The sequence below is a fragment of the Bacillus sp. KICET-3 genome (assembly GCF_033261025.1).
GTDB classification, from domain to species: domain Bacteria; phylum Bacillota; class Bacilli; order Bacillales; family Bacillaceae; genus Bacillus; species Bacillus sonorensis.
The window spans coordinates 802,905-824,538 of record NZ_CP137345.1 but is presented as its reverse complement, the minus strand read 5'-3'; the positions used below and the strand labels follow the sequence as shown (position 1 = coordinate 824,538).

Here is a 21,634-nt window from a genome sequence, read left to right as displayed (position 1 = left end):
TATTTTTAAAACAAAATCTATACCAATTATACTATAGTACTGCCAAAAAAAATAAGTGTAGCAAGTCATTTTTTAACTGAAAATAAAAAAGGCAATCATTAGTTGCCTTTTTTAATCCTAAGCACAGCCACACACTCCACATGACTTGTATGCGGAAACATATCAACAGGCTGCACTTCAAGCGTCGCATACCCGCCATCCTCCAGCACCCGCAAATCGCGCGCCAGGGTTCCCGGGTTGCACGATACATACACTACACGCTTCGGCTTCATTTCAATAATCGTCCGCAGCAAAGCCTCGTCGCAGCCTTTGCGCGGCGGGTCAACCACTAGCGTGTCAGCCGTAATGCCTTCCTCATACCACTTCGGAATCACGGCCTCAGCTTCGCCAACTTCAAACTCAGCGTTCTCAATACCATTCAGCTCAGCATTCCGCTTCGCGTCCTCAATCGCTTCCGGCACAATTTCGACGCCGTACACTTTCTTCGCCTGCTTCGCTAAAAACAACGAAATCGTGCCAATGCCGCAATATGCATCAATCACGGTTTCTTCGCCGTTCAGTTCGGCGTATTCAAGCGCTTTGTCGTAGAGCACCTTCGTTTGCTCAGGGTTGACTTGGTAGAACGATCTTGCCGAGATGGCGAATTTGATGCCGCCGATTGTGTCGTAAATGTATTCTTCTCCCCAGATGACGGTTGTTTCGTCGCCGAAGATGACGTTTGTTTTTTTCGGGTTGATGTTTTGGACGATCGATTTGACGTGCGGGAATGCCGCGGTGATCTCCTCGACGATTTTCGCTTTGTGCGGGAAGTCGTTTGTTCTTGTGATGAAGACGACCATCATTTCGCCTGTGACGGCGCCGTATCTGACCATGATGTGTCTGAGCCAGCCTTTGTGGCGTTCTTCGTTGTACGCTTTGATGCCGTATTTGCCGCAGATCTCTTTAATCGCCTGAACGACGCGGTCGTTTTCCGACTGCTGGATCAGGCATTCGTTCATGTCGATGATGTCATGGCTGCGCTGCTGGTAGAAGCCTGCGATCAGACCGCCTTCTCTTTCGCCGACAGGGACCTGCGCTTTGTTTCGGTAGTTCCACGGGTCTTCCATGCCGAGGGTCGGGTAGACGGTGATCCGGCTTAAATCGAGCTTGCCGATTCGCTCAAGCACGTCTTTGACTTGCTTCTGCTTGTAGAGAAGCTGGCCTTCGTAGTTGATGTGCTGAAGCTGGCAGCCGCCGCACTGCTTGTAGATCGGGCACGGCGCGTCCATGCGGAAGCGGCTTTCTTCTTTCAGGTCGATGAGGCGGCCGAAGGCGAAGCCTTTTTTGACCCGTGTTACTTTGATCTGCGCTTTTTCGTCAGGCAGGGCGTTCGGGACGAAAATCGGGAAGCCGTCGACTTTGGCGACTCCTGCGCCTTCGTGTGTCAAATCTTCAAATACAACATCATAATATTCATTTTTTTGTACGGGGGCTTTTTGTTTCATAATTTTCACCTGCTATAAGAAAAACTTGGCCCGCGTAGCCTTGAGACCAAGTTCAATCATCGAGTCTTTGTGCTTTTTCAGTGGACATGACGACGTTGATGTGGCGGTAGAGGTTTTCGAATTCGCCCGGCAGTTCTCCGCCGTATTCGCCGTCAAGATTCAAGAGCATCTTATCCTTCAGCGTTACCTTGACGCGGTTCGCCTTCGTATAAATGACATGCTCATCATGAATGTGTTCGCCGCGGAGAGCGAGTCCGGCCAGCCGGATAAATTCCGCAAGATTCGTTCGTTTCAAAATAATCAGGTCAAACATGCCGTCGTTCAGGCTCGAGTCCGGCGCGAGTTTTTCAAAGCCGCCGACTGAATTGGTGAGCATCACCAAAAACAGCATCACTTCGCCGTGGAACAGCTTGCCGTCATATTCGATTTCCACCTCGGTCGGCTTTAATGAAGGAAGCATTTCCATACCTTTGAGATAATAGGCGAGCTGCCCGAGCATCGTTTTTAATTTGCTGGGGACATCATATGTCAGTTCGGTCAGGCGTCCGCCTCCGGCGATATTGATGAAGTATTGGCCGTTTACGCGTCCGATGTCGATCGGCCGGGCTTCACCCTCTAGTATTGTGTCAACGGCCTTTAAAATATCCTCTCTCGGAATGCCAAGGGCTCTCGCGAAGTCGTTTGTCGTCCCGACGGGAATCACCCCGAGATTCGGACGCTCTTCCAAAGGCGCCAATCCGTTGATGACTTCGTTCAACGTCCCGTCCCCGCCCGCTGCGACAATTAAATCAAATTGCCTCTCAGCGGCGCTTCTGGCGGCCTGAACGGCGTCTCCTTCCCCTGTTGTGGCATGGCATGAGGTTTCATAGCCGGCCTGTTCGAATTTTTGCAGCACCTGGGGAAGGTTTTTTTTAAAAAGTTCGCGTCCGGAAGTCGGATTGTATATGATTCGTGCACGTTTCATGTTTTCATCATCCTATTAGAGTATCCGTATCATTTCTTTACCAACAACCTTTAATTATACTAGTTGTTAAAAAAATCGCAACAAAATGGGGGTGATCTTTGTTTAACATTAGATAAATTGCACTAAAAAATGGTAAAAGAGACTTTGCGAAGTAATTGTTGTAAAATCATAAATAGTATGAAAAAAGGGGCTGATGCTGTGAGTAAACCTGTTTATTTCAACCATGACGGAGGGGTGGATGACCTCGTATCTCTATTTTTGCTGCTGCAAATGGAGGATATCGACTTGATCGGGGCGTCCGTCATTCCCGCTGATTGCTACCTGGAGCCCGCGTTAAGCGCGAGCCGAAAGATCATTGACCGCTTCGGCTCCTACCGTGTTGAAACTGCGGCTTCCGATTCCAGAGGGGTCAATCCTTTTCCGAAGGAATGGCGCATGCACGCTTTTTATGTCGACGCCTTGCCGATTTTAAATGAAAAAGGGGCTGTTGAAGCTCCAGTTTCGGATCTTCCGGCCCACCTGCACTTGATTGAGGCATTAAAGAACATTGAAGAGCCGGTGACATTGCTGTTTACCGGTCCGCTGACGGATTTGGCGCGCGCTTTTGAAGCAGATCCGTCGATCGAAAAGCATATTGAAAAGCTGGTCTGGATGGGCGGCACTTTCCTTGAAAAAGGGAATGTCGAAGAGCCTGAACACGACGGCACGGCGGAGTGGAACGCGTTTTGGGACCCATACAGTGTGAAGGCGGTATTTGAGCATGATATTGAAATCGACATGGTCGCACTGGAAAGCACGAATCAGGTGCCTTTGACAAATGATGTCCGCTTGCATTGGGCGCGCCTGCGGAAGCATGTCGGAATCGATTTTATCGGCCAATGCTATGCGCTGTGCCCGCCGCTTGTACATACTGAGACAAATTCCACCTACTATCTGTGGGATGTGCTGACAACGCTGACGCTCGGCAAGAAAGAGATGATCCGTTCGCGGAGCGTCAACACCATTGTACATACGGAAAGCCCGCGCCAGGGAACGACAGAGGAGCATCCCGGCGGAAGGCCTGTCAAAGTCGTCGAGCAGGTGGACAGGGAGGCATTTTTTGCGTACTTTGAAGAACTGATGAAAAAGGCTGATGGCATTCCATCTTGATAAGGGGCGATGACATGAAAAAAGGACAATCCATTTATATCAGGCCGCTGACCGCTGATGATGCTGAAGCATGCCTTAAGCTTCAGACGGATAACCGCGCGTTTTTCGAGCAATTTTCGATGGAGCGCGCCCCTGATTTTTATACGCTTGAAGCGCAAAAAAAGCGGCTGCAAACTTTTTATGACAACATGCAGAAAGACGAAGATTATTACTTTGGTATCTTTCACAGGAATGATGATGCGCTGATTGGAACCATCAATCTCTTTCAAGTGCTGCGCGGCGCTCTGCAATGCGCCTTTATCGGCTATTTTTTAGATCAGCAGCATAATGGCAAAGGCTATACGACGGAAGCGGTCAGACTGATGATCGATTATGCGTTCCATGATTTAAAACTGCATCGCATCGAAGCCGGCGTCATGCCGCATAATATTGCATCAATTCGCGTCCTCGAAAAAGCGGGCTTTCATAAAGAAGGGATCGCGCGGAAAAACGTCAAGATCAACGGCAAATGGGAAGATCATCAGGTGCTGGCGATCATCAATCCCAATGATGAAAAAAAGCCTCAGCTTTGAATAGCTGAGGCTTTCTTATATTTACTCTTCTTCCGTTCCCGGCTTTTTCCGCCGGAATTTGGCCAATACTTCATATACGATCGGCACGATCAAGAGAGTCAGCAGCGTCGAACTGATTAAACCGCCGATAACGGTGACGCCGAGCCCTTTTGATATGACCTGGCTGCCGCCTTCAAATCCAAGCGCCAGCGGAATCAAGGCGCCGATTGTCGCAATCGCGGTCATCAGGATCGGGCGGAGCCTTGTCGAGCCGGCTTCCAAGAGCGCTTCCCTCGTAGACAGTCCTTCCGCTTCCTTATGGATGACGCGGTCGATTAAGACAATCGCGTTTGTCACGACGATACCGATCAGCATCAGCATTCCGATCATCGCGTTCAGGCTGATCGTTTCACCTGATACATAAAGTCCGACCAATGCGCCGATAACGGTAAACGGCAGCGAGAACAGGATCGCAAATGGCGCGAGCGCACCGCCGAATGTGATCACGAGCACGAGGTAGACGATCGCAATCGCCGCAAGCATCGCTAAGCCGAGCTTTGTAAAGGAATCTGCGATATCCGCGGTAACACCGCCTGTATCAATCGTGACGTTGTCAGGCAGGTCAAGCTTGTCGATTTTCTTCTGTACATCGACAGATACGCTTGTGATATTGTCTGATGTGACTTCGCCGGTGACATCGGCATAGACTTTTCCGTCGCGTTTTGAGACGGTATCGGATGTCGTGCCTTCTTTCACTTTTGCCACATCGCCGATTTTCACTTCCTGGCCTGTCGCTGTTGTGATCTTTTTGTTTTCTAAATCTTTGACGCTCTTATACTCGTCTTTTTCGGTTTTAATGTTGACATCGAGCTCTTTGCCGTCTTTTTTGACGGTTGTCAGAGGAGCCTGTGATGTTTCTGTCATGAGCGTCTGTGAAATTTGCGAAGCCGTTAAACCAAGCTTGCTCAGCTTCTCTTGATCAGCGACAAATGTATATTCGTCATATGTGCTGGAAAGGCCTGAGTTGACGTTCTTCAGATCTTTTTGATCTTTCATGATTTTTTCGATGTCTTTGACAGTGCCTTTAATATCTTTTTCTGAATCACCGTACACATAATACGTTAATTCATTGTTATTTCCTGAAGAGTTGAAATTCTGTGTTTTCCACTCTCCGCGTTTGGATGTTTTCTGAATGTCTTTAAGCACGTCATCTTTTTCTTTATCAAAGTCAGGCGTATCATCTTCATATTTGATATAGAAGAGCGCGCCGTTTGAATTTCCCTGGGCGAGCGGGCTGCTTGAGCCTAAGGAATATTGAACCGTATCGACATGCTTTCTGTCCAATAAGATTTTTTCGGCTTTTTCAGCTTCATCTTCAGCTTCTTTTTTCGTTTCACCCGGTTCTGGCGTGTATGTGATCTGCACCGTTTTTTCCTCTTCTGAAGGCAGGTAGCTTGCGCCGATCAACGGAACAAGGAACAAGCTTCCCAGCAGCATGAGAATCGCGATGATCGATGTGATCCATTTATGGCTGAGCGCCCAGTTCAAGACTTTTTTATAGGCGTTTGCAAGTCTTCCCGGTTTATGTTCTTTCGCTTTTAACGGCGCTCCCGTCAACGATTTTTTGAACAGGCTGTGCGCGAGCATCGGCACGAGCGTGATCGCAATCAGAAGGGATGCGGCAAGCGCAAAGACAATCGTTAAGGCAAACGGGATAAACAATTCGCCGATTTGACCGCCTACAAGTGCAAGCGGCAGGAATACCGCAATCGTTACGATCGTTGATGACATAATCGGTAAAAACATTTCTTTCGTCGCTTCGCGAACCAGTGCTTTTCCGCGGAGCGGTTCATCTTTCAGCCTCATGCGGCGGTAGATGTTCTCGATGACGACGATCGAGTCATCGACGACCCGCCCGATGGCGACCGTCATGGCGCCGAGCGTCATGATATTCAATGTGATATCAAGCTGGTTCAGCACAAGCAGTGCGATCAGCAATGACAGCGGAATCGAAATGATCGAAATTAAAGTTGATTTAATGTCTCTTAAGAATAAGAGGATAATCACAACCGCAAAGATCGCTCCGAAAATGGCCTTGCTCAGCATCGTTTCGACTGATTCTGTGATCGGTTTGGCCATGTCCAGCGTTGCGCTGTACTGGAAGCCTTTGTGGTCTTGTTTGTATTGTTTCAGTTCCTCTTTGACATTATCGGCAACCTCTACCGTATTGGCATCATTCGCTTTGACGATGTTGATGCCGATGCTGTCTTTTCCATTTGTGCGTGAAATGGATTCAGCTTTTTTGACGTCTTTAATAGTTGCAATATCAGAAAGCTTGACCGTCGGCACTTCTGTGCTTTGCTGAGCCTGTGCGGCTGCTTGCGCGCTCTGTGCCGCTTGTGCACTTTGCGCCGCTTGTCCGCTCTGCGCCGCTGCTGCTGAGCCCGCGGAAGCAGATGCGGTCGGGATTCTCATATTCTTTAAGTCTTTGATTGTTTCAATATCGCCGCTGACGACGACGGATTTTTCTTCTTTTCCGAATGTGTACAATCCAAGCGGAGTTGTCACATCTGATCCTTGAATCACTTGCTTGACTGTGTCTTTGTCAAGCCCGTATTTTTTCATTTTGTCTTCTTTAAAAGAGAATTCAACCTCTTCAACCTGCTGTCCTGACACTTGGACGGAAGCGACGCCTTCGATGCCTTCAAGCTTAGACACAAGTCCGTCTTCCACTTTTTTCGTCAGTTCTTGAAGATTGTCTTTGTCGCTTGAGACGCTGAGCGTCAAGATCGGGAAGGAATTCATGCTGTAGCGTGAAATCTCCGGATCTTTCGCGTCATCAGGCAGCTTTACGTTTTCAAGCGCTTCAGCCGCTTCTGTTTTCGCTTTGTCCATATCTTTCTCATAATCATATTCAATCATCACGGATGAGGCGTTTTCATAGGACGTAGAGGTGACAACGCTCACTCCGTCCAGATTCTGCACCGCCTGTTCAACCGGCTTTGTTACCTCATCGGCCACTTGGCTTGGAGTAGCGCCCGGATATGTCGTGTTAATCGCAAGGTAAGGCATGTTCACATCAGGAATGGATTCCTGCTTCATATTCAAACCCGCGTAAAGGCCGGCAACCGTAACAATAATCGTCATCAGCCACACAGCGAACTTGTTCTTCAGCACAAAATTAATGATAGAATTCATTACGACCTCCATTTTTTCATATCTTTTCAGATTACTTGTTGACTGACTGGTCATTCTATACAATAATAAACTTCATCAGTAAACAGCGTCAACTTATATATGTTAAAATTTAACCAATTTTAATGTTGTTTTAAAGGAGTACGTTCATGACAGAAAAAGAAGAAAAAATCATTCAGGCCGGCCTCCGACTGTTCGCGAAAAACGGCTTTGCCTCAACGACGATTCAGGAGATCGCCAATGAATGCGACATATCAAAAGGAGCGTTTTATCTGCATTTCAAATCCAAAGATGCGCTGCTGCTCGCAATCATTAAGTATTATATCGATAGAACCACCGAAAATATGAAGGCCATACAGCAAAAAAATTTCCAGCCGAAGGAGATTTTCAAAGAACAGATTGCTTATCAATTTAAAGAAAGCAGGGAGCACAGAGATTTCATCCTTGTGATGATCAGCGAGCACAGCATCCCGGAAAACAGCAGGATCGGGGAATATTTTAAAGACATCGGCAAAAAATTTCATGAAGCTTACCAAAATGCGCTGCTGGGAGCTTACGGCGGCGCCGTTCAGCCGTATTTGCCCGATCTGTCGATTATGGTGCAGGGAATCGTGCAAGCCTATCAAAACCTATTTATCTTTTATGAGCTTGATATTGACTTTGATCAGCTTGCCGCCTTTATCATCAGGAGAGTTGACGAGATGGTCGGCGGCCTGCTTCAAAGCGGCGAAGAGCCGATTCTTGCCGACGGCTTTTTTAAATGCGGACAAAAGGATATAGATAAACAAATGATTCTGGAGGAAATTTCGGAATTAAAAAAACGCGAGGCCTTTTCTGAAGACATCATGATCACGCTTGATGTCATCGAAGAAGAGCTGACTAAAACAGCGCCTAGAAAGCCCGTTATTCAAGGAATGCTCACAAACCTGGAGCAGCAGGAAAACGTCGGTCATGTCTTTCAGATGCTATCCCGGTTTCTTGATCGTTGACAACAGATCATCCTGCCGGCAAATCAAAACCAGATTCCCATAAAACGGGAATCTGGTTTTTTGATTTATTCGGCTTTGACCAGGATCTTGACCTGGTCTCTTTCTTTTAATAATCCTTCAAAGCCTTCCTCGATGACTTCATCAAGTGTAATTCGTTTCGTTACCAATTTGTCGGCCGGGAAATATCCTTGGGCCATTAAACTGATGACAGCCGGAAACACGTCGCGGTATCCGATGATTCCGGTTAATGAGCGTTCTTTCATGACGATATCATGCGGATGGATTGGCGCTTCTTTTTCAAAAATGCTGACAATCATTGTTTCCCCGTTTATTTTCGTTGCATGGATCGCTTGTTTTAAAACAGGCGGCACGCCAGTCACTTCATAAGCTACATCCACACCGCCGTCTGTCCGTTTTTGAATTTCGCTGACGGCGTCGCACTGTTTTGGATCAATGACGATCGCGCCAAGCTCTGCTGCTTTTTGGCGGCGGATGTCAGATAATTCAACCGCATAGATTTCTGATGCGCCGGATGCTTTTAATGCTTCGATCACCAGCAAGCCGATAGGGCCTGTCCCAAAAACGGCCGCTTTGTCACCGACTTTCAATTTGCTTTGGCGGACAGCGTGAAGCGCAACGGCTGACGGTTCAACTAGCGCACCTTGTTCAAATGACACCGCTTCCGGCAATTTGTGAATCATCTCTGCCGGCACGGCCGCATATTCGGAAAACCCGCCGCCGCCTCCGGCAAGACCGAAGAATCCCATTTTATCGCAAAGGTTGTACATTCCTTGTTTACAAGCTTCACATTCTCCGCATGCATAGATAGGTTCAACCGTTACACGGTCACCGGCTTGAACGTTTGTAACTCCTTCACCAACTTCAACGACCTGTCCGGAAAATTCATGTCCCAAAACGATTGGGGCTTTATCACCGCTCAACGGATGTGTTTCCGTCGGAATGAAAATAGGGCCGGCCGTATATTCGTGCAGGTCGCTTCCGCAAATTCCGCACCATTCCACTTTTACTTTGACTTTCCCCTTCAGTGCCTGCGGTTCGTCGATTTGTTCTAAGCGAATATCCCTAGCATTATGCCATCTAAGCGCTTTCATTTCCTCATCCCCTATTAAAATATTTGTTTTCTCATGACCATTATACTCCTATTTCCTATAAAAAACATGTAAAAAGTAACAGAAAAAAATAAAATTCAAACGATAATTTTTGAAAAAATGTTCCGCCCCATGTTTTGCTGGATTCAAGAATGAGATGCCGGCAAAGCTGACAGGACAGCAAAAATGCGCTTTCAGAATAATGCCATTCATATCCAATGGCTTATGTTTGTTTTTCTCCCGTTTAGTACAATAAGGTGTATTTTGTAGCATTCAGAGGTAAAGAAAATAGGAGGTTTACAGTATGAAAAAACGTGCTGTCTCTATTGTTATCGCCTTATTATGTTTTTCGGCTGCCTCACAGACCAGCTATGCTCACACTGTTTCACCCGTCAACCCGGATGCCGGGCAAACAACCAAAGCCGGCATGAACTGGCTGGCCCATCTGCCAAACCGTTCAGACAACAGGGTCATGTCAGGCGCATTCGACGGATACAGCCGCGATACGTTTTCAGTGGCGGAAGCTGATCGCCTGAAACATGCAACCGGGCAGCTCCCCGCCGTTTACGGCTGTGATTATGCAAGAGGCTGGCTTGAGCCGGAAAATATCGCCGATACGATTGGCTACAGCTGCAACAGCGAGTTGATTTCTTACTGGAAAAGCGGCGGCATCCCGCAAATCAGCATGCATCTTGCTAATCCGGCTTACAGCACCGGCCATTTTAAAACTCCAATTTCAAATAGCCAATATCAAAACATATTAGACTCATCCACAACAGAGGGAAAACGGCTTGACGCCATGCTGGGCAAAATCGCAGATGGTCTACAGCAGCTGAAGGATGAAGGTGTGACCGTGCTGTTCAGGCCGCTTCATGAAATAAATGGCGATGGTTTTGGCGGGGGCTTAGACAGTATAATCAAAAAACAGCGGGAAAATCTCTTTGTACAAACAGCTTATCAAAAAATCTATCACTATATGACCAATGAAAGAGGATTGGACAATCTGTTATGGGTGTATGCGCCTGACGCAAACAGAGATTTTAAGACAGATTTTTATCCCAGTGTTTCATATGTTGACATTGTTGGGTTGGACGCGTATTTTACCGACTCGTATTCGATCAAGGGGTATGACGAGCTGACGTCTCTTCATAAGCTGTTTGCCTTCACAGAGGTCGGGCCGCAGGAAACGAACGGCGGCCTGGATTACTCTTCATTGATCAATGCCATCAAACAGAACCATCCGAAAACCGTTTATTTCTTGGCATGGAATGACGGCTGGAGTCCTGCCGCGAACAAAGGTGCGGCAAATTCTTTATCATGACAGCTGGGCGCTGAATAAGGGAGAAATATGGGACGGTGATTCATTAACGCCGATCATTGAATGAAAAAGCCCCTTGGAGAAACGTCTCCAAGGGGCTATTTTTTATCGTTTATTAATTTCTTCAAGAAGAAGCTTATTGACCATCGGCGGGTTCGCCTGGCCTTTTGAAGCTTTCATGATTTGGCCGACAAGGAAGCCGATTGCGCGGTCTTTTCCGTTTTTGAAGTCTTCGATCGACTGCGGATTGTTGTCCAGCGCTTCTGTGACAAGCTTTCTGAGCGTGGCCTCATCAGAGATTTGCACAAGGCCTTTCTCTTTGACGATTTTTTCGGCGTCTCCGCCTTTTTCAATCAGCTCTTTAAAGACTTTTTTCGCGATTTTGGATGAAATGGTTCCTTTTTCGATCAGCTTAACCAAGCCGGCAAGCCCTTCAGGCGTGAGCGCGACGTCTGAAAGCTCTTTTTGCTGGGCATTCAGGTAAGCCGACACCTCACCCATCAGCCAGTTCGACGCAAGCTTTGCGTCAGCGCCTTTTTCGACGGCCGCTTCAAAGAAGTCGGACATTTCTTTTGTCAGCGTCAAGACTTTCGCATCATAGGCAGGCAGGCCAAGCTCGTCGATGTAACGCTTGCGGCGTTCATCCGGAAGCTCAGGAATGCTGTCTCTGACGCGCTGCTTCCACTCATCGTCAATGTAGAGCTCGACAAGGTCGGGTTCAGGGAAATAGCGGTAGTCGTCAGACCCTTCTTTAACCCTCATCAAAATCGTCGTTTTTGATGCCTCGTCATAGCGGCGGGTTTCCTGCTGAATGACGCCGCCTGACAGCAGGATCTGCGCCTGGCGCTTCTCTTCATGCTCAAGGCCTTTTTGGACAAAGGCGAATGAGTTCAGGTTTTTCAGCTCTGTCTTTGTCCCGAATTCTTCCTGGCCGATCGGACGCAGGGAAATATTCGCGTCACAGCGAAGCGAACCTTCCTCCATCTTACAATCGGAGACGCCTGTGTATTGAATGATCGATTTAAGCTTTTCAAGATAGGCGTACGCTTCTTCAGGTGTGCGGATGTCAGGTTCTGATACGATTTCGACGAGCGGTGTTCCCTGACGGTTGTAGTCGACAAGGGAATAGCCGTCGCCTGTATGCGTCAGTTTTCCGGCATCCTCTTCCAAATGGAGGCGGGTGATGCCGATGCGCTTTGTTTTTCCGCCGACTTCGATTTCGATCCAGCCGTTTTCGCCGATCGGTTTATCGAACTGGGAAATTTGGTACGCTTTCGGGTTGTCAGGGTAGAAATAGTTTTTCCGGTCAAACTTTGTCTCCGTCGCAATTTCGCAGTTTAAAGCCATGGCCGCTTTCATTGCAAAATTGACCGCTTCTTTATTTAAAACAGGCAGCACGCCGGGATAGCCCAAATCGATGACGCTTGTCTGCGTATTGGCCGCCGCACCGAATGGCGTCGGAGAACTTGAGAAAATTTTCGATTTCGTTTTTAGCTCCACGTGGACTTCAAGTCCGATTACCGTTTCAAAGTTCATGTGTTTTCACCCCTTACAGTTCAGGTTTTGCTTTATGATGGTCTGTCGCCTGTTCGAACGCGTGGGCGACGCGGTATACTGTGCTTTCGTCAAAGTGTTTGCCGATGATTTGCAGGCCGAGCGGCAAACCGTCCGCAAATCCGCACGGCACGCTGATTCCTGGTACGCCCGCCAGGTTGACAGGGATCGTCAAGATGTCGTTGGCGTACATTGTCAGCGGATCGCTTGTTTTTTCGCCGATTTTAAACGCAGGCGTCGGTGTTGTCGGTCCGATGATGACGTCATAGTTTTCAAATACGTCTTCAAAATCTTTTTTGATCAAGGTTCTGACCTTTTGCGCCTTTTTATAATACGCATCATAATAGCCTGAGCTTAGCGCGAACGTACCGAGCATGATGCGGCGCTTGACTTCGTTTCCGAAACCTTCGGAACGGGTCTGTTTGTAAAGGTCGATCAAGTTGTCCGCATTATCCGTGCGGTAGCCGTAGCGGATGCCGTCGAAGCGGGCCAGGTTGGCCGAAGCTTCAGATGAAGAAAGCAGGTAGTAAGTCGCCAGCGCGTATTTGCTGTGCGGAAGTGATACTTCTTCCCATGTCGCGCCCAGTCCTTCAAGTACTTTTAAAGCTTCGAGGACGGAATTTTTCGCTTCTTCCCCGACGCCTTCGCCAAGGTATTCTTTTGGAACTGCGATTTTAAGTCCTTTAATATCGCCTGTCAGCGCAGACAGATAGTCCGGCACTTCCACATTGGCGCTTGTCGAATCCATTTGATCGGCGCCCGCGATCGCTTGGAGAAGATACGCGTTGTCCTCGACAGATCTTGTGATCGGGCCGATTTGATCCAATGAAGAGGCAAACGCGACAAGACCGTATCTTGATACGCGTCCGTATGTAGGCTTTAAGCCGACGACGCCGCAGAAAGATGCCGGCTGGCGAATTGAGCCGCCCGTATCCGATCCGAGCGAAAACGGCACTTCTCCGGCCGCCACAGCCGCAGCAGATCCGCCGCTGGACCCGCCTGGAACAGTTTCCAGGTTCCACGGGTTTTTCGTTTTTTGGAAGCCTGAGTTCTCTGTGGAAGATCCCATGGCGAATTCGTCCATGTTCAGCTTTCCGATGGTAACAGCCTCCGCTTCATGCAGACGCTCAACAACCGTTGCATCATAAATCGGGTCGAAATTTTCAAGAATTTTGCTGGCGCAGGTTGTGCGCAGATCCTTTGTGACGATATTGTCCTTGACTCCGATCGGCATGCCGAAAAGAAGGCCGTGCTCGTTCCGGGTGTCAAGCGCTTCGTCCAATTCTTTCGCATAAGCGCGGGCTTTTTCTTCATCCAGCTGCAAAAAGGCTTGTACCTTTCCGTCAACTTCGTGGATCCGTTTGTAAGATTCATCGACTAAATCTGATATGCTGATCTCTTTGTTATGTATGAGACGTTTTAATTCAGATATTTTATGGTCAAACAGTGACATCGTCTCTCTCCCTCCTTTAGTCCAAAATGGATGGCACGCGGATATAGCCGTCTTTATGATCGGGCGCGTTTTTGACAACGTCCTCGACCGGAAGGCCTTTATCCGGGACATCTTCCCTCATGATATTCTTCATTTGCAATACGTGTGTCGTTGGTTTAACATTCTCTGTATCGACTTCATTCAGCTCTTCCGCAAATGAAATAATGCTGTCAAGCTGTTCTGTAAACATAGCCGCTTCTTCATCTGTAATCGCCAGTCTGGCCAGATGGGCGACATGCTTCACTTCTTCTATAGAAATACGCGACATTAAAAAACACCTCCAAGATGATTCTCGCTTAGTCATATAATACTGATCATATCAAATATTAGCCTTGTAAATCAACAAAACCGCGAATCCCGCCCCGTTTCCGCCGGTTTATTTTATTGTATACGAAAAATCCCCGCGAATGGCCCATCCTAATATTCAGAATATTTTTACTTTTATCATTTTTTGAAAACGTTTTCATTATGATGCTTATCGGAAGCATCGCGTCCTTTTGTCAATACAGAAGGTGTTCCTCACGGTTGATTGATGACCAATAGTTTGATAGGTTAGGTAACTAAGTACGATCAAAGCGGCAGCGCCTTATCTTTTTCAATACCTGATTTCATAAAAGAAGGCCCTGCAATCATCTTCGTACACATCAAATCAGTATTGTTAAAATCCCAGGAGAGGTGATGCCACATTATTAAAGCAAAGAGGAGAGATATGAAACGTGAGTGTTGAAGTATTTATTTCGTTGGGGATTTATTTTGCCGCAATGCTCTTAATCGGCTGGTATTCCTATAGAAAAACATCCAATTTAAATGACTATATGCTCGGCGGCAGAGGGCTCGGGCCTGCTGTTACGGCGTTATCGGCCGGTGCGTCGGACATGAGCGGCTGGATGCTGATGGGATTGCCCGGAGCCATGTATGCTACAGGAATTTCAAGCGCCTGGCTTGCCGTCGGCCTTACATTGGGAGCTTATGTGAACTATCTGCTCGTCGCACCGCGCTTGCGGACATATACGGAAGTGGCGAACGACGCGATTACAATTCCAGACTTTTTCGAAAATCGATTCAATGATACGACAAGGGTCTTGCGTCTGGCATCGGCCATCGTCATTATGGTGTTCTTTACGCTGTACACGTCAGCGGGTATGGTATCGGGAGGACGGCTGTTTGAAACGGCGTTCGGTCTTGATTATAAGATCGGTTTGTTCGTCACCGCCCTCGTTGTGATTGCTTACACGCTGTTCGGAGGATTTTTGGCAGTCAGCCTGACAGACTTTGTGCAGGGCCTGATTATGTTTATCGCATTAGTGCTCGTGCCGATCGTTGCCTTTACTCATTTAGGCGGAGTTGCGCCGACATTCAATATCGTAGAAGAAATCAATCCGAGCTTAATGGATTTCTTCAAAGGAACGACCGTCATTAGCATTATTTCATTCCTGGCCTGGGGATTGGGGTATTTCGGGCAGCCCCATATCATCGTCCGCTTTATGGCGATTTCTTCAGTGAAAGAGCTGAAGCCGGCCCGCCGCATCGGGATGGGATGGATGATCATCTCTGTCATCGGCGCGTTGCTGACCGGACTGATCGGGGTGGCATATGTCCATCAAACAGGTATCAGCCTGAAAGATCCGGAAACGATTTTCATCGTCTTTTCTAAAGTATTGTTCCATCCTTTGATCACCGGATTTTTGCTGTCCGCATTGCTTGCGGCCATCATGAGTACGGTATCGTCCCAGCTTCTGGTCACATCAAGCGCCATGACCGAAGACTTTTACAGAACATTCTTCCGCCGCGAGGCATCGGATAAAGAGCTTGTCCTTGTCGGACGGCTGAGCGTTCTTTTGGTCGCTGTCATCGCCCTTCTGCTGTCTTTAAGCCCGAATGACACGATTCTGAAGCTCGTCGGCTATGCGTGGGCCGGATTCGGTTCGGCATTTGGACCTGCGATTCTTCTCAGCCTGTACTGGAAGCGGATGAATCAGTGGGGCGCTCTTGCAGGCATGATATCAGGCGCTGTCACAGTGCTGATCTGGATTATAGCCGGACTTGAAAAAACAACCGGCATATATGAAATGATCCCAGGCTTCTTCGTAAGTCTGGCTGCAGTCATCGCCGGCAGTCTGCTGACAAATAAGCCCACGGAAGAAGCGGCTGATATGTTTGAAGAAATGGAGCAGACGCACCAGGAAGAACATGCCCAATAATGAAGAAAAGCCGTCAAGAATACGTTTCTTGGCGGCTTTTTATTGTCCTTCTCCTGTATCATCATCTTCCCGGCCATCCTGCTCTTTTTTTTCTTCATGGAATTCTTTTGATGTTTGTCCGGCAATATAATCAAAAGGAGTATAGTGGTTTTGAACGGTTTTCTTGCGGATAAACATGTGATATGCGGCGATGAGAATGACGAAAACGACGGCCAATGGAAACAGCAGCGACAACAATAGCAGCAAAGTCTGTATCCCCCTTTAAAAACCAGTTGTCCGTTTATCTTCTCTGTGAGAAAATCATATCAATCATCATAATAAAAAGGAAGAAAGGAGTTCATGCGCATGGATTGGCATATCGATATCGACACGCTGATGAAGCTTGGCATCGCGACATTGGTCGGGATGGTCATCGGTCTCGAGAGGGAATTGAAAAATAAGCCGCTCGGTTTGAAAACCTGCATCGTCATCGCCATCAGTTCATGCGTTTTGACGATGATCAGCATTGACGCGGCATATCATTTTCCAAGATCGAACAGGATCATGATGGACCCGCTCCGGCTGCCCGCGCAAATCATTTCCGGCATCGGCTTTATCGGAGCCGGCGTGATTTTAAGAAAGAGCAATGATGTCATTTCCGGGCTTACCACATCGGCCATGATCTGGGGAGCGGCCGGCCTCGGCGTCGCGATCGGTGCGGGTTTTTATAAGGAAACTTTTATCAGCCTCGCCTTTATTTTAGTCAGCGTCGAATTTCTGCCGTGGGTCGTCGGCAAAATCGGCCCGAACCGTCTGCAGGAAAAAGAAATCCGCGTCCGCATATCATTGTCTGATAAGGATAAATTGACGGACATTTTGAAAGAAATGAAATCAAAAAACATCCGGATCCACTCCGTCCGGATCGACGATATGCCAGAAAAAGAGTTTCCGGTCATGGAAACGAAAGTCAGGGTTCACAGGAAGAGATATGTAACTGATGTCTATTATGATATTAAAGCGATCGACGGAGTCGTCGGGGTGAAATGCGACACGATGTAAGCGCATGAAAAAAGAAGCAGCCGAAAAGGCCGCTTCTTTTTTATCAATCATGTATACCAACCTTGCCAGTGCTTCAGACTTCTTCTCTCCTGAAACAACGAGAGAGATTCCCCTGCTCCTTGTTGCTTCATGAAGCTTGCCGTGTTGATAACAATCCCGGCTTATTGCCGGCTCTCTAAGATCGAATATCATTTATTTGATTACATTTCCTTTTGAATCATATATACCGATCAGTTCAGGAGCTGTAGACATATTTTTCAAGATGGCAATATGAGCATTTGTTACAAAGACTTGTGTTCGAAAAGCATAAATGACTGTATCTCCAACTTGTACTTCATTTGTATCTAATAAACCGTAATAATCAATGTTGGCAGGTGCAATATCAATAGCGGAAACCTTCTTTAAGTTACGCCTGTTTGTTCCAACCAACGCTTCTTTCATGTGGGAACGCGGGTAGAAACCGCCGCCGAACACATATGCTTGATGGTCGTAAAGATGGGATACTTCAGATACGTATACCATAGCCGGAGTTTCATCCAGCTTTTTCACTGCATGTATTGGCGTAGTTCCAATTAATGCATGCCCGGGTTCGCCTTGAGTCGCCCCATTTTCCTTTAATAATGCCAATGTTGCAGAAGATGTGGCGCTTGGCATATTCATCTCTAGTTTGTCGAATCCCCTGTCCTCCAAAAAGGCTTTTGCGGTTTGCATTGATATGACATTCGGAGTTATTGCCGGAACACCGTCTTGAATTATGATACAGGGGAAACTTGTTAATCCGGCTATTTCAATTCCCTCTAATTTTTCAAGCGATTCGATATCCTTTACCAGCTGTTCAAATGTGAAGCCTCCTTCTTGGCCGTTGTATATAAAATCGCCTTTGTTTGCTATTCGCAAAAACACTTTTTGTGTTTTTCCCATTTGTTTTGCAGCCCTGCTGATATGTTGGGCATTCCGCAGGCTGAAAACCGTTACATAATCAGGATGAAGATGTAATACAGTTGATATCATATGAATAGGTATTTGCACAAGATGGCCTACATGTCCAATCTGAATTCCATGTTGACTGAGAGAGATTGCCTCCCATGGATCTACTGCAACAGCTTTGGCGATCCCGCATTCGGCGATTGCTTTTGCGACCAGCGGGTTACGGCCAAATTGCTTTGTCATAAAAAACAGTTCAATATCCTGTTTTTTGGCTTTTTCTGATAACATTTTTGTGTTTTCTTTTACAGCATCCAAGTCTAATACATACGTATTGGGTGCAATCATTCCTTGCTGATGGAGATCTAAGGCGGCATCTATTAATTTTTGATTATATTTGCATGTGGACTCCAAAAACATTAGTTTGTCTCCTCTTTTCCTTTTTTCATGATTTGAAGAAATGAACTGCCGTTTTCAGTATGCTCAAGCCCTAGATATTCAGCAGATGTTGCCGCGATATCTGCCAGCGTTTTTCGTTCCCCGATGTTAACGGGCGATAGCTTTTTGTGGTAAGCCAGCAAATATGTTTTTTCCCGTGTATGCTGACTATGGCCTATCGTCGGATCATTCCCGTGATCTGCGCTGATCATCAGGAGATCCTGTTCAGTCATCTTCTCAAGGATTTCTATCAAATGGCGATCAACCACTTCAATCCGATCCGCATAACGCTCAGGATTTTGTGCATGACCGGCTAAATCGGTCTCTTGCACTGTTGCAGCAATGACACCATGTTTGACATTGTCCATTTCATGTAAAATATTTTTCATTACTTGTTCCGTATCTACTCCCGGAAATTGATTTGCACCTTCGCAATAAATGACATCCTGCATTTTTCCGATAAGCGAAACGTCCATTCCTCTGTTTTTAGCCAAAGTCGGCAGCTGACTTTCAGGAGAAATGCCAAAACCCAAGTGCCGTACTTGATATCCTTGTTTGTATACATTTGATTTTGGGGAATTCACCCCGACTAAGCCGTCTTCTCTCCTTTCGACTGAATTCTGCAAACGTTCGGGTGATACATTTTCTCCTCCAAGCACAATCACTCTATTTACTTTTACATGATGACGAACGCATTCTCCTATTTTTAATACGTCTTCAAATGGGATCTCATCCAGCGGCGCAGTTACATTGTAAATTTGGCCGTAATCGGTTTCTATATTATCCGCTATGATCACCAAATCGTTTACAAGTAGATATGGCAGCTCCGGATTTGGCATGGTGACGTGATAGCCTTGTTTTTCTAAAGCTGATGCAACATGATCTATATGTTCAACAAAAGGAGCCAGATACGCCTTTTTAGGTTTTGTTCCCATCAGTTCATTATGGCCTTCAAAGCTGTCCGCTCCTTCATGCATAAGATTCAAAACACCGTAGCTTGCAATATGGCCAATATCTTTCAATTTAGGATGGTGTAAAATTTTATTTATCCCCATCTTTTCAAGATTCGGAATGTCCAAAGTAGGCACTGAATCAAGTATGTGATAAAACGTATTTGCTCCTGTATCCAAAGGGCGGTAGTCACTTGCATCATCCATACATCCGACACCCAGGCTGTCCAAAATGATAATAATGACTCTTTTATTCATATTGTGTCCTCCCTCGAATGAGTTGCATGAAGTTGTTCCGTTGCCTGTCGGATAGAGATTTTCAGTATTCTTAAAATCGTCTCAACACCGCTTCGTAAGGGATTAATTCGGATCATTTTTTTGGCCAGTGCCGGATCTGCCGATAAGAAAGTGCCAGACACTCTGTAAAACATCGGTGCAAACTCGTATTTTGATTCAGCACCAACCGGATTCGGCGCGGCTCCTAATTCATTAGCATGATGAAGCACCTCTTCAGCAATCGGTTTTGTAAATTCAACAAGTAAGACCTTAGATTGTGCATTTGCCAAATAAGCTCTTTTCACACCTTGGACCGTTCCGCTATTAAGCTCATGGACCAGTTGATCATTTACGCTTGCCTGGATTGCCAGCATCACAGGAGCATAGATGAGCCCCCTTAACGATTCCAAAGCTTCGTAACCTTGAACTTGACTTCCGCCGGAATAATTCAGCTTTTCTATTTTCTCCAGCAATTCATTTTTTCCCAACATGATCCCGACACCTTCAGGCCCCAGCAGTTTGAACAATGAAAAGGCGGACAAATCGGCTTCCATTTGCGCTCCGATTTTGTCGACTTTCATTGCCGCATAGTTGTCATCTGTAATAATAACTAAAGCAGGATTGGCGGAACGGATTATTTTTATCGTTTCAGCCAAATCATAATGGTCGTCAATTTTTTGCCTTGTGTGTTGTATTAATGCGCCTTTAAGCTTTGGATGCTTGGCAATGGCAGTTTTCATTTCTTCATGATGATGAAAATCCGCATATACCGGGAGAATCCCCATCGACTCCAAAGTCGTTTTGCTCGTTGGATAGATAGGTGCATCATGTACGAGAAGCTGATCACCCGGCTTTAAAAAACTCATGAAACCAAATCTCAATGCGCCTGTTCCCGCTCCGCGCACCAGCAAAGCTTTCTCTACATCAAAAAAGTCGGCCAATGCCTCTTCTACTTTTTTTGTGTAACATGGTTTATTGATTCCTTTTACAACTCCTAAATCGCCACATGAAAGTATTTCATCTCCGCGAAAATGCCTTGTCACGACATCGACCAGCTTAAACTGTTTTTGCTTAGCTTCTTCTATTGAAATGCTTTTTAGAGGATACGTTTGCATCTTCATTCACCCTGCCCTTCCATAAAAGCATGCGGGTTTTTCATCAACATTTTCTCTATTGATTCGCTTGTAATTCCATAGGTTTGCAAAAGAGGGATAAACGAATCGAGCAAATAGGAGTAGCCCGGTCCCCCTTTATAGGCCAGCTGCGATTTTCTAGTGATATCCATTGAGAGAAATACTTTGTGCATATATCCTTTATCCTGTATTTTTTTTAATATGTCTGCCCGGACACGATCAGGCATATAATTTTCTTTGCCTATGGTATCAAATTCCACGTATACGCCTTCCCTGAGCATCTTTAATATATAATCGGCATCTCCCGTTAAATCAACATGGCCTATTACCACTCTATTTAAATCGACACCATTCTTTTTAAAAAATTCTACTTGTTCATGTCCCAATGTTCCAATGGAAGTATGTGTAGAGATTGGCTTTTTGGTTTGCTTATGGGCCATGACAACAGCTTCAAACACTTTTTGTTCGGCTTCGGTCCATTTGTTATAGCTTGTACCAATTTCGCCGATAATCCCGGCTTTCACATTTGTTCCCCTTATCCCTTCGACAATTTCCTTCACCATTTTTTCAGCCAATTTTTCTTTCGTTTCACGGAATACCTTGATCGGATAAAAAGAGTCTTGATAGAAGCCAGTCGAAAAAACAATATTGATCCCAGTTTCTTTTGACACGTTTTCAACGTATGAAATATTCCTTCCCATTCCAATATTCGTTACATCGACAACATTGCGTACGCCTTTTTCATATAAACCTTTAAATTCTTTTATGGTTTCAGAAATGACATCCAACTTACAATCCTCATTGTTTTTCACCTCGGAAAGGTCAATGGTTATATGTTCATGCATATAGGTAATTCCGTTTTTCAGCAT

General features: G+C 46.4%; 19 protein-coding genes. 7 read left to right on the top strand and 12 right to left on the bottom strand.

All coding sequences use genetic code 11. The annotated features are described in order from the left end of the window. Window positions 1–98 precede the first annotated feature (98 nt). Together rlmD and R5H20_RS04075 are read right to left on the bottom strand one after the other, a co-directional pair. On the bottom strand, window positions 99–1,484 hold the full coding sequence (rlmD, locus tag R5H20_RS04080) for a 23S rRNA (uracil(1939)-C(5))-methyltransferase RlmD (RefSeq protein ID WP_006637368.1): 1,386 nt from the start codon (window positions 1,482–1,484) through the stop codon (window positions 99–101). 52 nt (window positions 1,485–1,536) lie between these two features. Beyond that, window positions 1,537–2,448, bottom strand: a complete 912-nt coding sequence (locus R5H20_RS04075) for a diacylglycerol kinase (RefSeq protein WP_006637367.1) — start codon at window positions 2,446–2,448, stop codon at window positions 1,537–1,539. Window positions 2,449–2,646: 198 nt separating this feature from the next. Here R5H20_RS04075 and R5H20_RS04070 point away from each other — a divergent pair, with 198 nt between their 5' ends. Then, window positions 2,647–3,597, top strand: coding sequence for a nucleoside hydrolase (locus tag R5H20_RS04070; protein ID WP_006637366.1), 951 nt, complete (start codon window positions 2,647–2,649; stop codon window positions 3,595–3,597). A 14-nt stretch (window positions 3,598–3,611) separates the two neighbouring features. Beyond that, window positions 3,612–4,169: a GNAT family N-acetyltransferase gene (locus R5H20_RS04065; protein WP_006637365.1), complete on the top strand. Its 558-nt coding sequence runs from the start codon at window positions 3,612–3,614 to the stop codon at window positions 4,167–4,169. Window positions 4,170–4,190: 21 nt separating this feature from the next. On the opposite strand, the gene R5H20_RS04060 is transcribed toward R5H20_RS04065, so the two are convergent. Next, on the bottom strand, window positions 4,191–7,346 hold the full coding sequence (locus R5H20_RS04060) for an efflux RND transporter permease subunit (protein ID WP_006637364.1): 3,156 nt from the start codon (window positions 7,344–7,346) through the stop codon (window positions 4,191–4,193). A gap of 146 nt (window positions 7,347–7,492) precedes the next feature. Here R5H20_RS04060 and R5H20_RS04055 point away from each other — a divergent pair, with 146 nt between their 5' ends. Beyond that, window positions 7,493–8,332, top strand: coding sequence for a TetR/AcrR family transcriptional regulator (locus tag R5H20_RS04055; RefSeq protein ID WP_006637363.1), 840 nt, complete (start codon window positions 7,493–7,495; stop codon window positions 8,330–8,332). A gap of 65 nt (window positions 8,333–8,397) precedes the next feature. On the opposite strand, the gene R5H20_RS04050 is transcribed toward R5H20_RS04055, so the two are convergent. Further along, on the bottom strand, window positions 8,398–9,444 hold the full coding sequence (locus tag R5H20_RS04050; RefSeq protein WP_006637362.1) for a 2,3-butanediol dehydrogenase: 1,047 nt from the start codon (window positions 9,442–9,444) through the stop codon (window positions 8,398–8,400). A gap of 301 nt (window positions 9,445–9,745) precedes the next feature. On the opposite strand from R5H20_RS04050, the gene R5H20_RS04045 reads away from it, so the two are divergent. After that, window positions 9,746–10,762 carry a glycosyl hydrolase gene (locus R5H20_RS04045; RefSeq protein ID WP_006637361.1) on the top strand — a complete coding sequence of 339 codons (1,017 nt, stop codon included), beginning with the start codon at window positions 9,746–9,748 and terminating at the stop codon, window positions 10,760–10,762. A 102-nt stretch (window positions 10,763–10,864) separates the two neighbouring features. On the opposite strand, the gene gatB is transcribed toward R5H20_RS04045, so the two are convergent. The 3 genes from gatB to gatC are packed head-to-tail and all read right to left on the bottom strand — an operon-like array spanning window position 10,865 to window position 14,073. Next, entirely contained in the window at window positions 10,865–12,295 is a 1,431-nt protein-coding gene (gatB, locus tag R5H20_RS04040; protein ID WP_006637360.1) for an Asp-tRNA(Asn)/Glu-tRNA(Gln) amidotransferase subunit GatB, read from the bottom strand. A gap of 13 nt (window positions 12,296–12,308) precedes the next feature. Next, window positions 12,309–13,766, bottom strand: coding sequence for an Asp-tRNA(Asn)/Glu-tRNA(Gln) amidotransferase subunit GatA (gene gatA / locus R5H20_RS04035; protein WP_006637359.1), 1,458 nt, complete (start codon window positions 13,764–13,766; stop codon window positions 12,309–12,311). A gap of 16 nt (window positions 13,767–13,782) precedes the next feature. Further along, on the bottom strand, window positions 13,783–14,073 hold the full coding sequence (gene gatC / locus R5H20_RS04030; protein WP_003179590.1) for an Asp-tRNA(Asn)/Glu-tRNA(Gln) amidotransferase subunit GatC: 291 nt from the start codon (window positions 14,071–14,073) through the stop codon (window positions 13,783–13,785). 448 nt (window positions 14,074–14,521) lie between these two features. Between gatC and putP the strand changes: the two genes are divergently transcribed. Continuing rightward, entirely contained in the window at window positions 14,522–16,006 is a 1,485-nt protein-coding gene (gene putP, locus R5H20_RS04025; protein ID WP_006637358.1) for a sodium/proline symporter PutP, read from the top strand. 39 nt (window positions 16,007–16,045) lie between these two features. Here putP and R5H20_RS04020 read toward each other — a convergent pair whose 3' ends face one another. Continuing rightward, a complete protein-coding gene (locus R5H20_RS04020; RefSeq protein ID WP_006637357.1) occupies window positions 16,046–16,252 on the bottom strand; it encodes a DUF3951 domain-containing protein in 207 nt (68 codons plus the stop codon). A gap of 93 nt (window positions 16,253–16,345) precedes the next feature. On the opposite strand from R5H20_RS04020, the gene R5H20_RS04015 reads away from it, so the two are divergent. Beyond that, complete coding sequence (locus R5H20_RS04015; protein WP_087962498.1) at window positions 16,346–17,044, top strand: MgtC/SapB family protein; 699 nt, start codon at window positions 16,346–16,348, stop codon at window positions 17,042–17,044. A 4-nt stretch (window positions 17,045–17,048) separates the two neighbouring features. Further along, a complete protein-coding gene (locus R5H20_RS04010; RefSeq protein ID WP_255131274.1) occupies window positions 17,049–17,177 on the top strand; it encodes a hypothetical protein in 129 nt (42 codons plus the stop codon). 59 nt (window positions 17,178–17,236) lie between these two features. Here the strand turns inward: R5H20_RS04010 and R5H20_RS04005 are convergent, their stop codons facing one another. Genes R5H20_RS04005 through R5H20_RS03990 form a run of 4 tightly spaced genes read right to left on the bottom strand, consistent with a single transcriptional unit; the run spans window position 17,237 to window position 21,634 of the window. Continuing rightward, window positions 17,237–18,388, bottom strand: coding sequence for a YhfX family PLP-dependent enzyme (locus tag R5H20_RS04005; RefSeq protein WP_006637355.1), 1,152 nt, complete (start codon window positions 18,386–18,388; stop codon window positions 17,237–17,239). Beyond that, window positions 18,388–19,614 carry a phosphopentomutase gene (locus R5H20_RS04000; RefSeq protein WP_006637354.1) on the bottom strand — a complete coding sequence of 409 codons (1,227 nt, stop codon included), beginning with the start codon at window positions 19,612–19,614 and terminating at the stop codon, window positions 18,388–18,390. The genes R5H20_RS04005 and R5H20_RS04000 overlap by 1 nt, the downstream gene beginning before the upstream one ends. Then, the gene (locus R5H20_RS03995; RefSeq protein WP_006637353.1) at window positions 19,611–20,753 is read right to left on the bottom strand and encodes an aminotransferase class V-fold PLP-dependent enzyme; all 1,143 of its coding nucleotides are present in this window, start codon (window positions 20,751–20,753) and stop codon (window positions 19,611–19,613) included. The genes R5H20_RS04000 and R5H20_RS03995 overlap by 4 nt, the downstream gene beginning before the upstream one ends. Continuing rightward, window positions 20,750–21,634: a phosphotriesterase family protein gene (locus R5H20_RS03990; RefSeq protein ID WP_006637352.1), complete on the bottom strand. Its 885-nt coding sequence runs from the start codon at window positions 21,632–21,634 to the stop codon at window positions 20,750–20,752. Before R5H20_RS03990 ends, R5H20_RS03995 begins: the two co-directional genes overlap by 4 nt.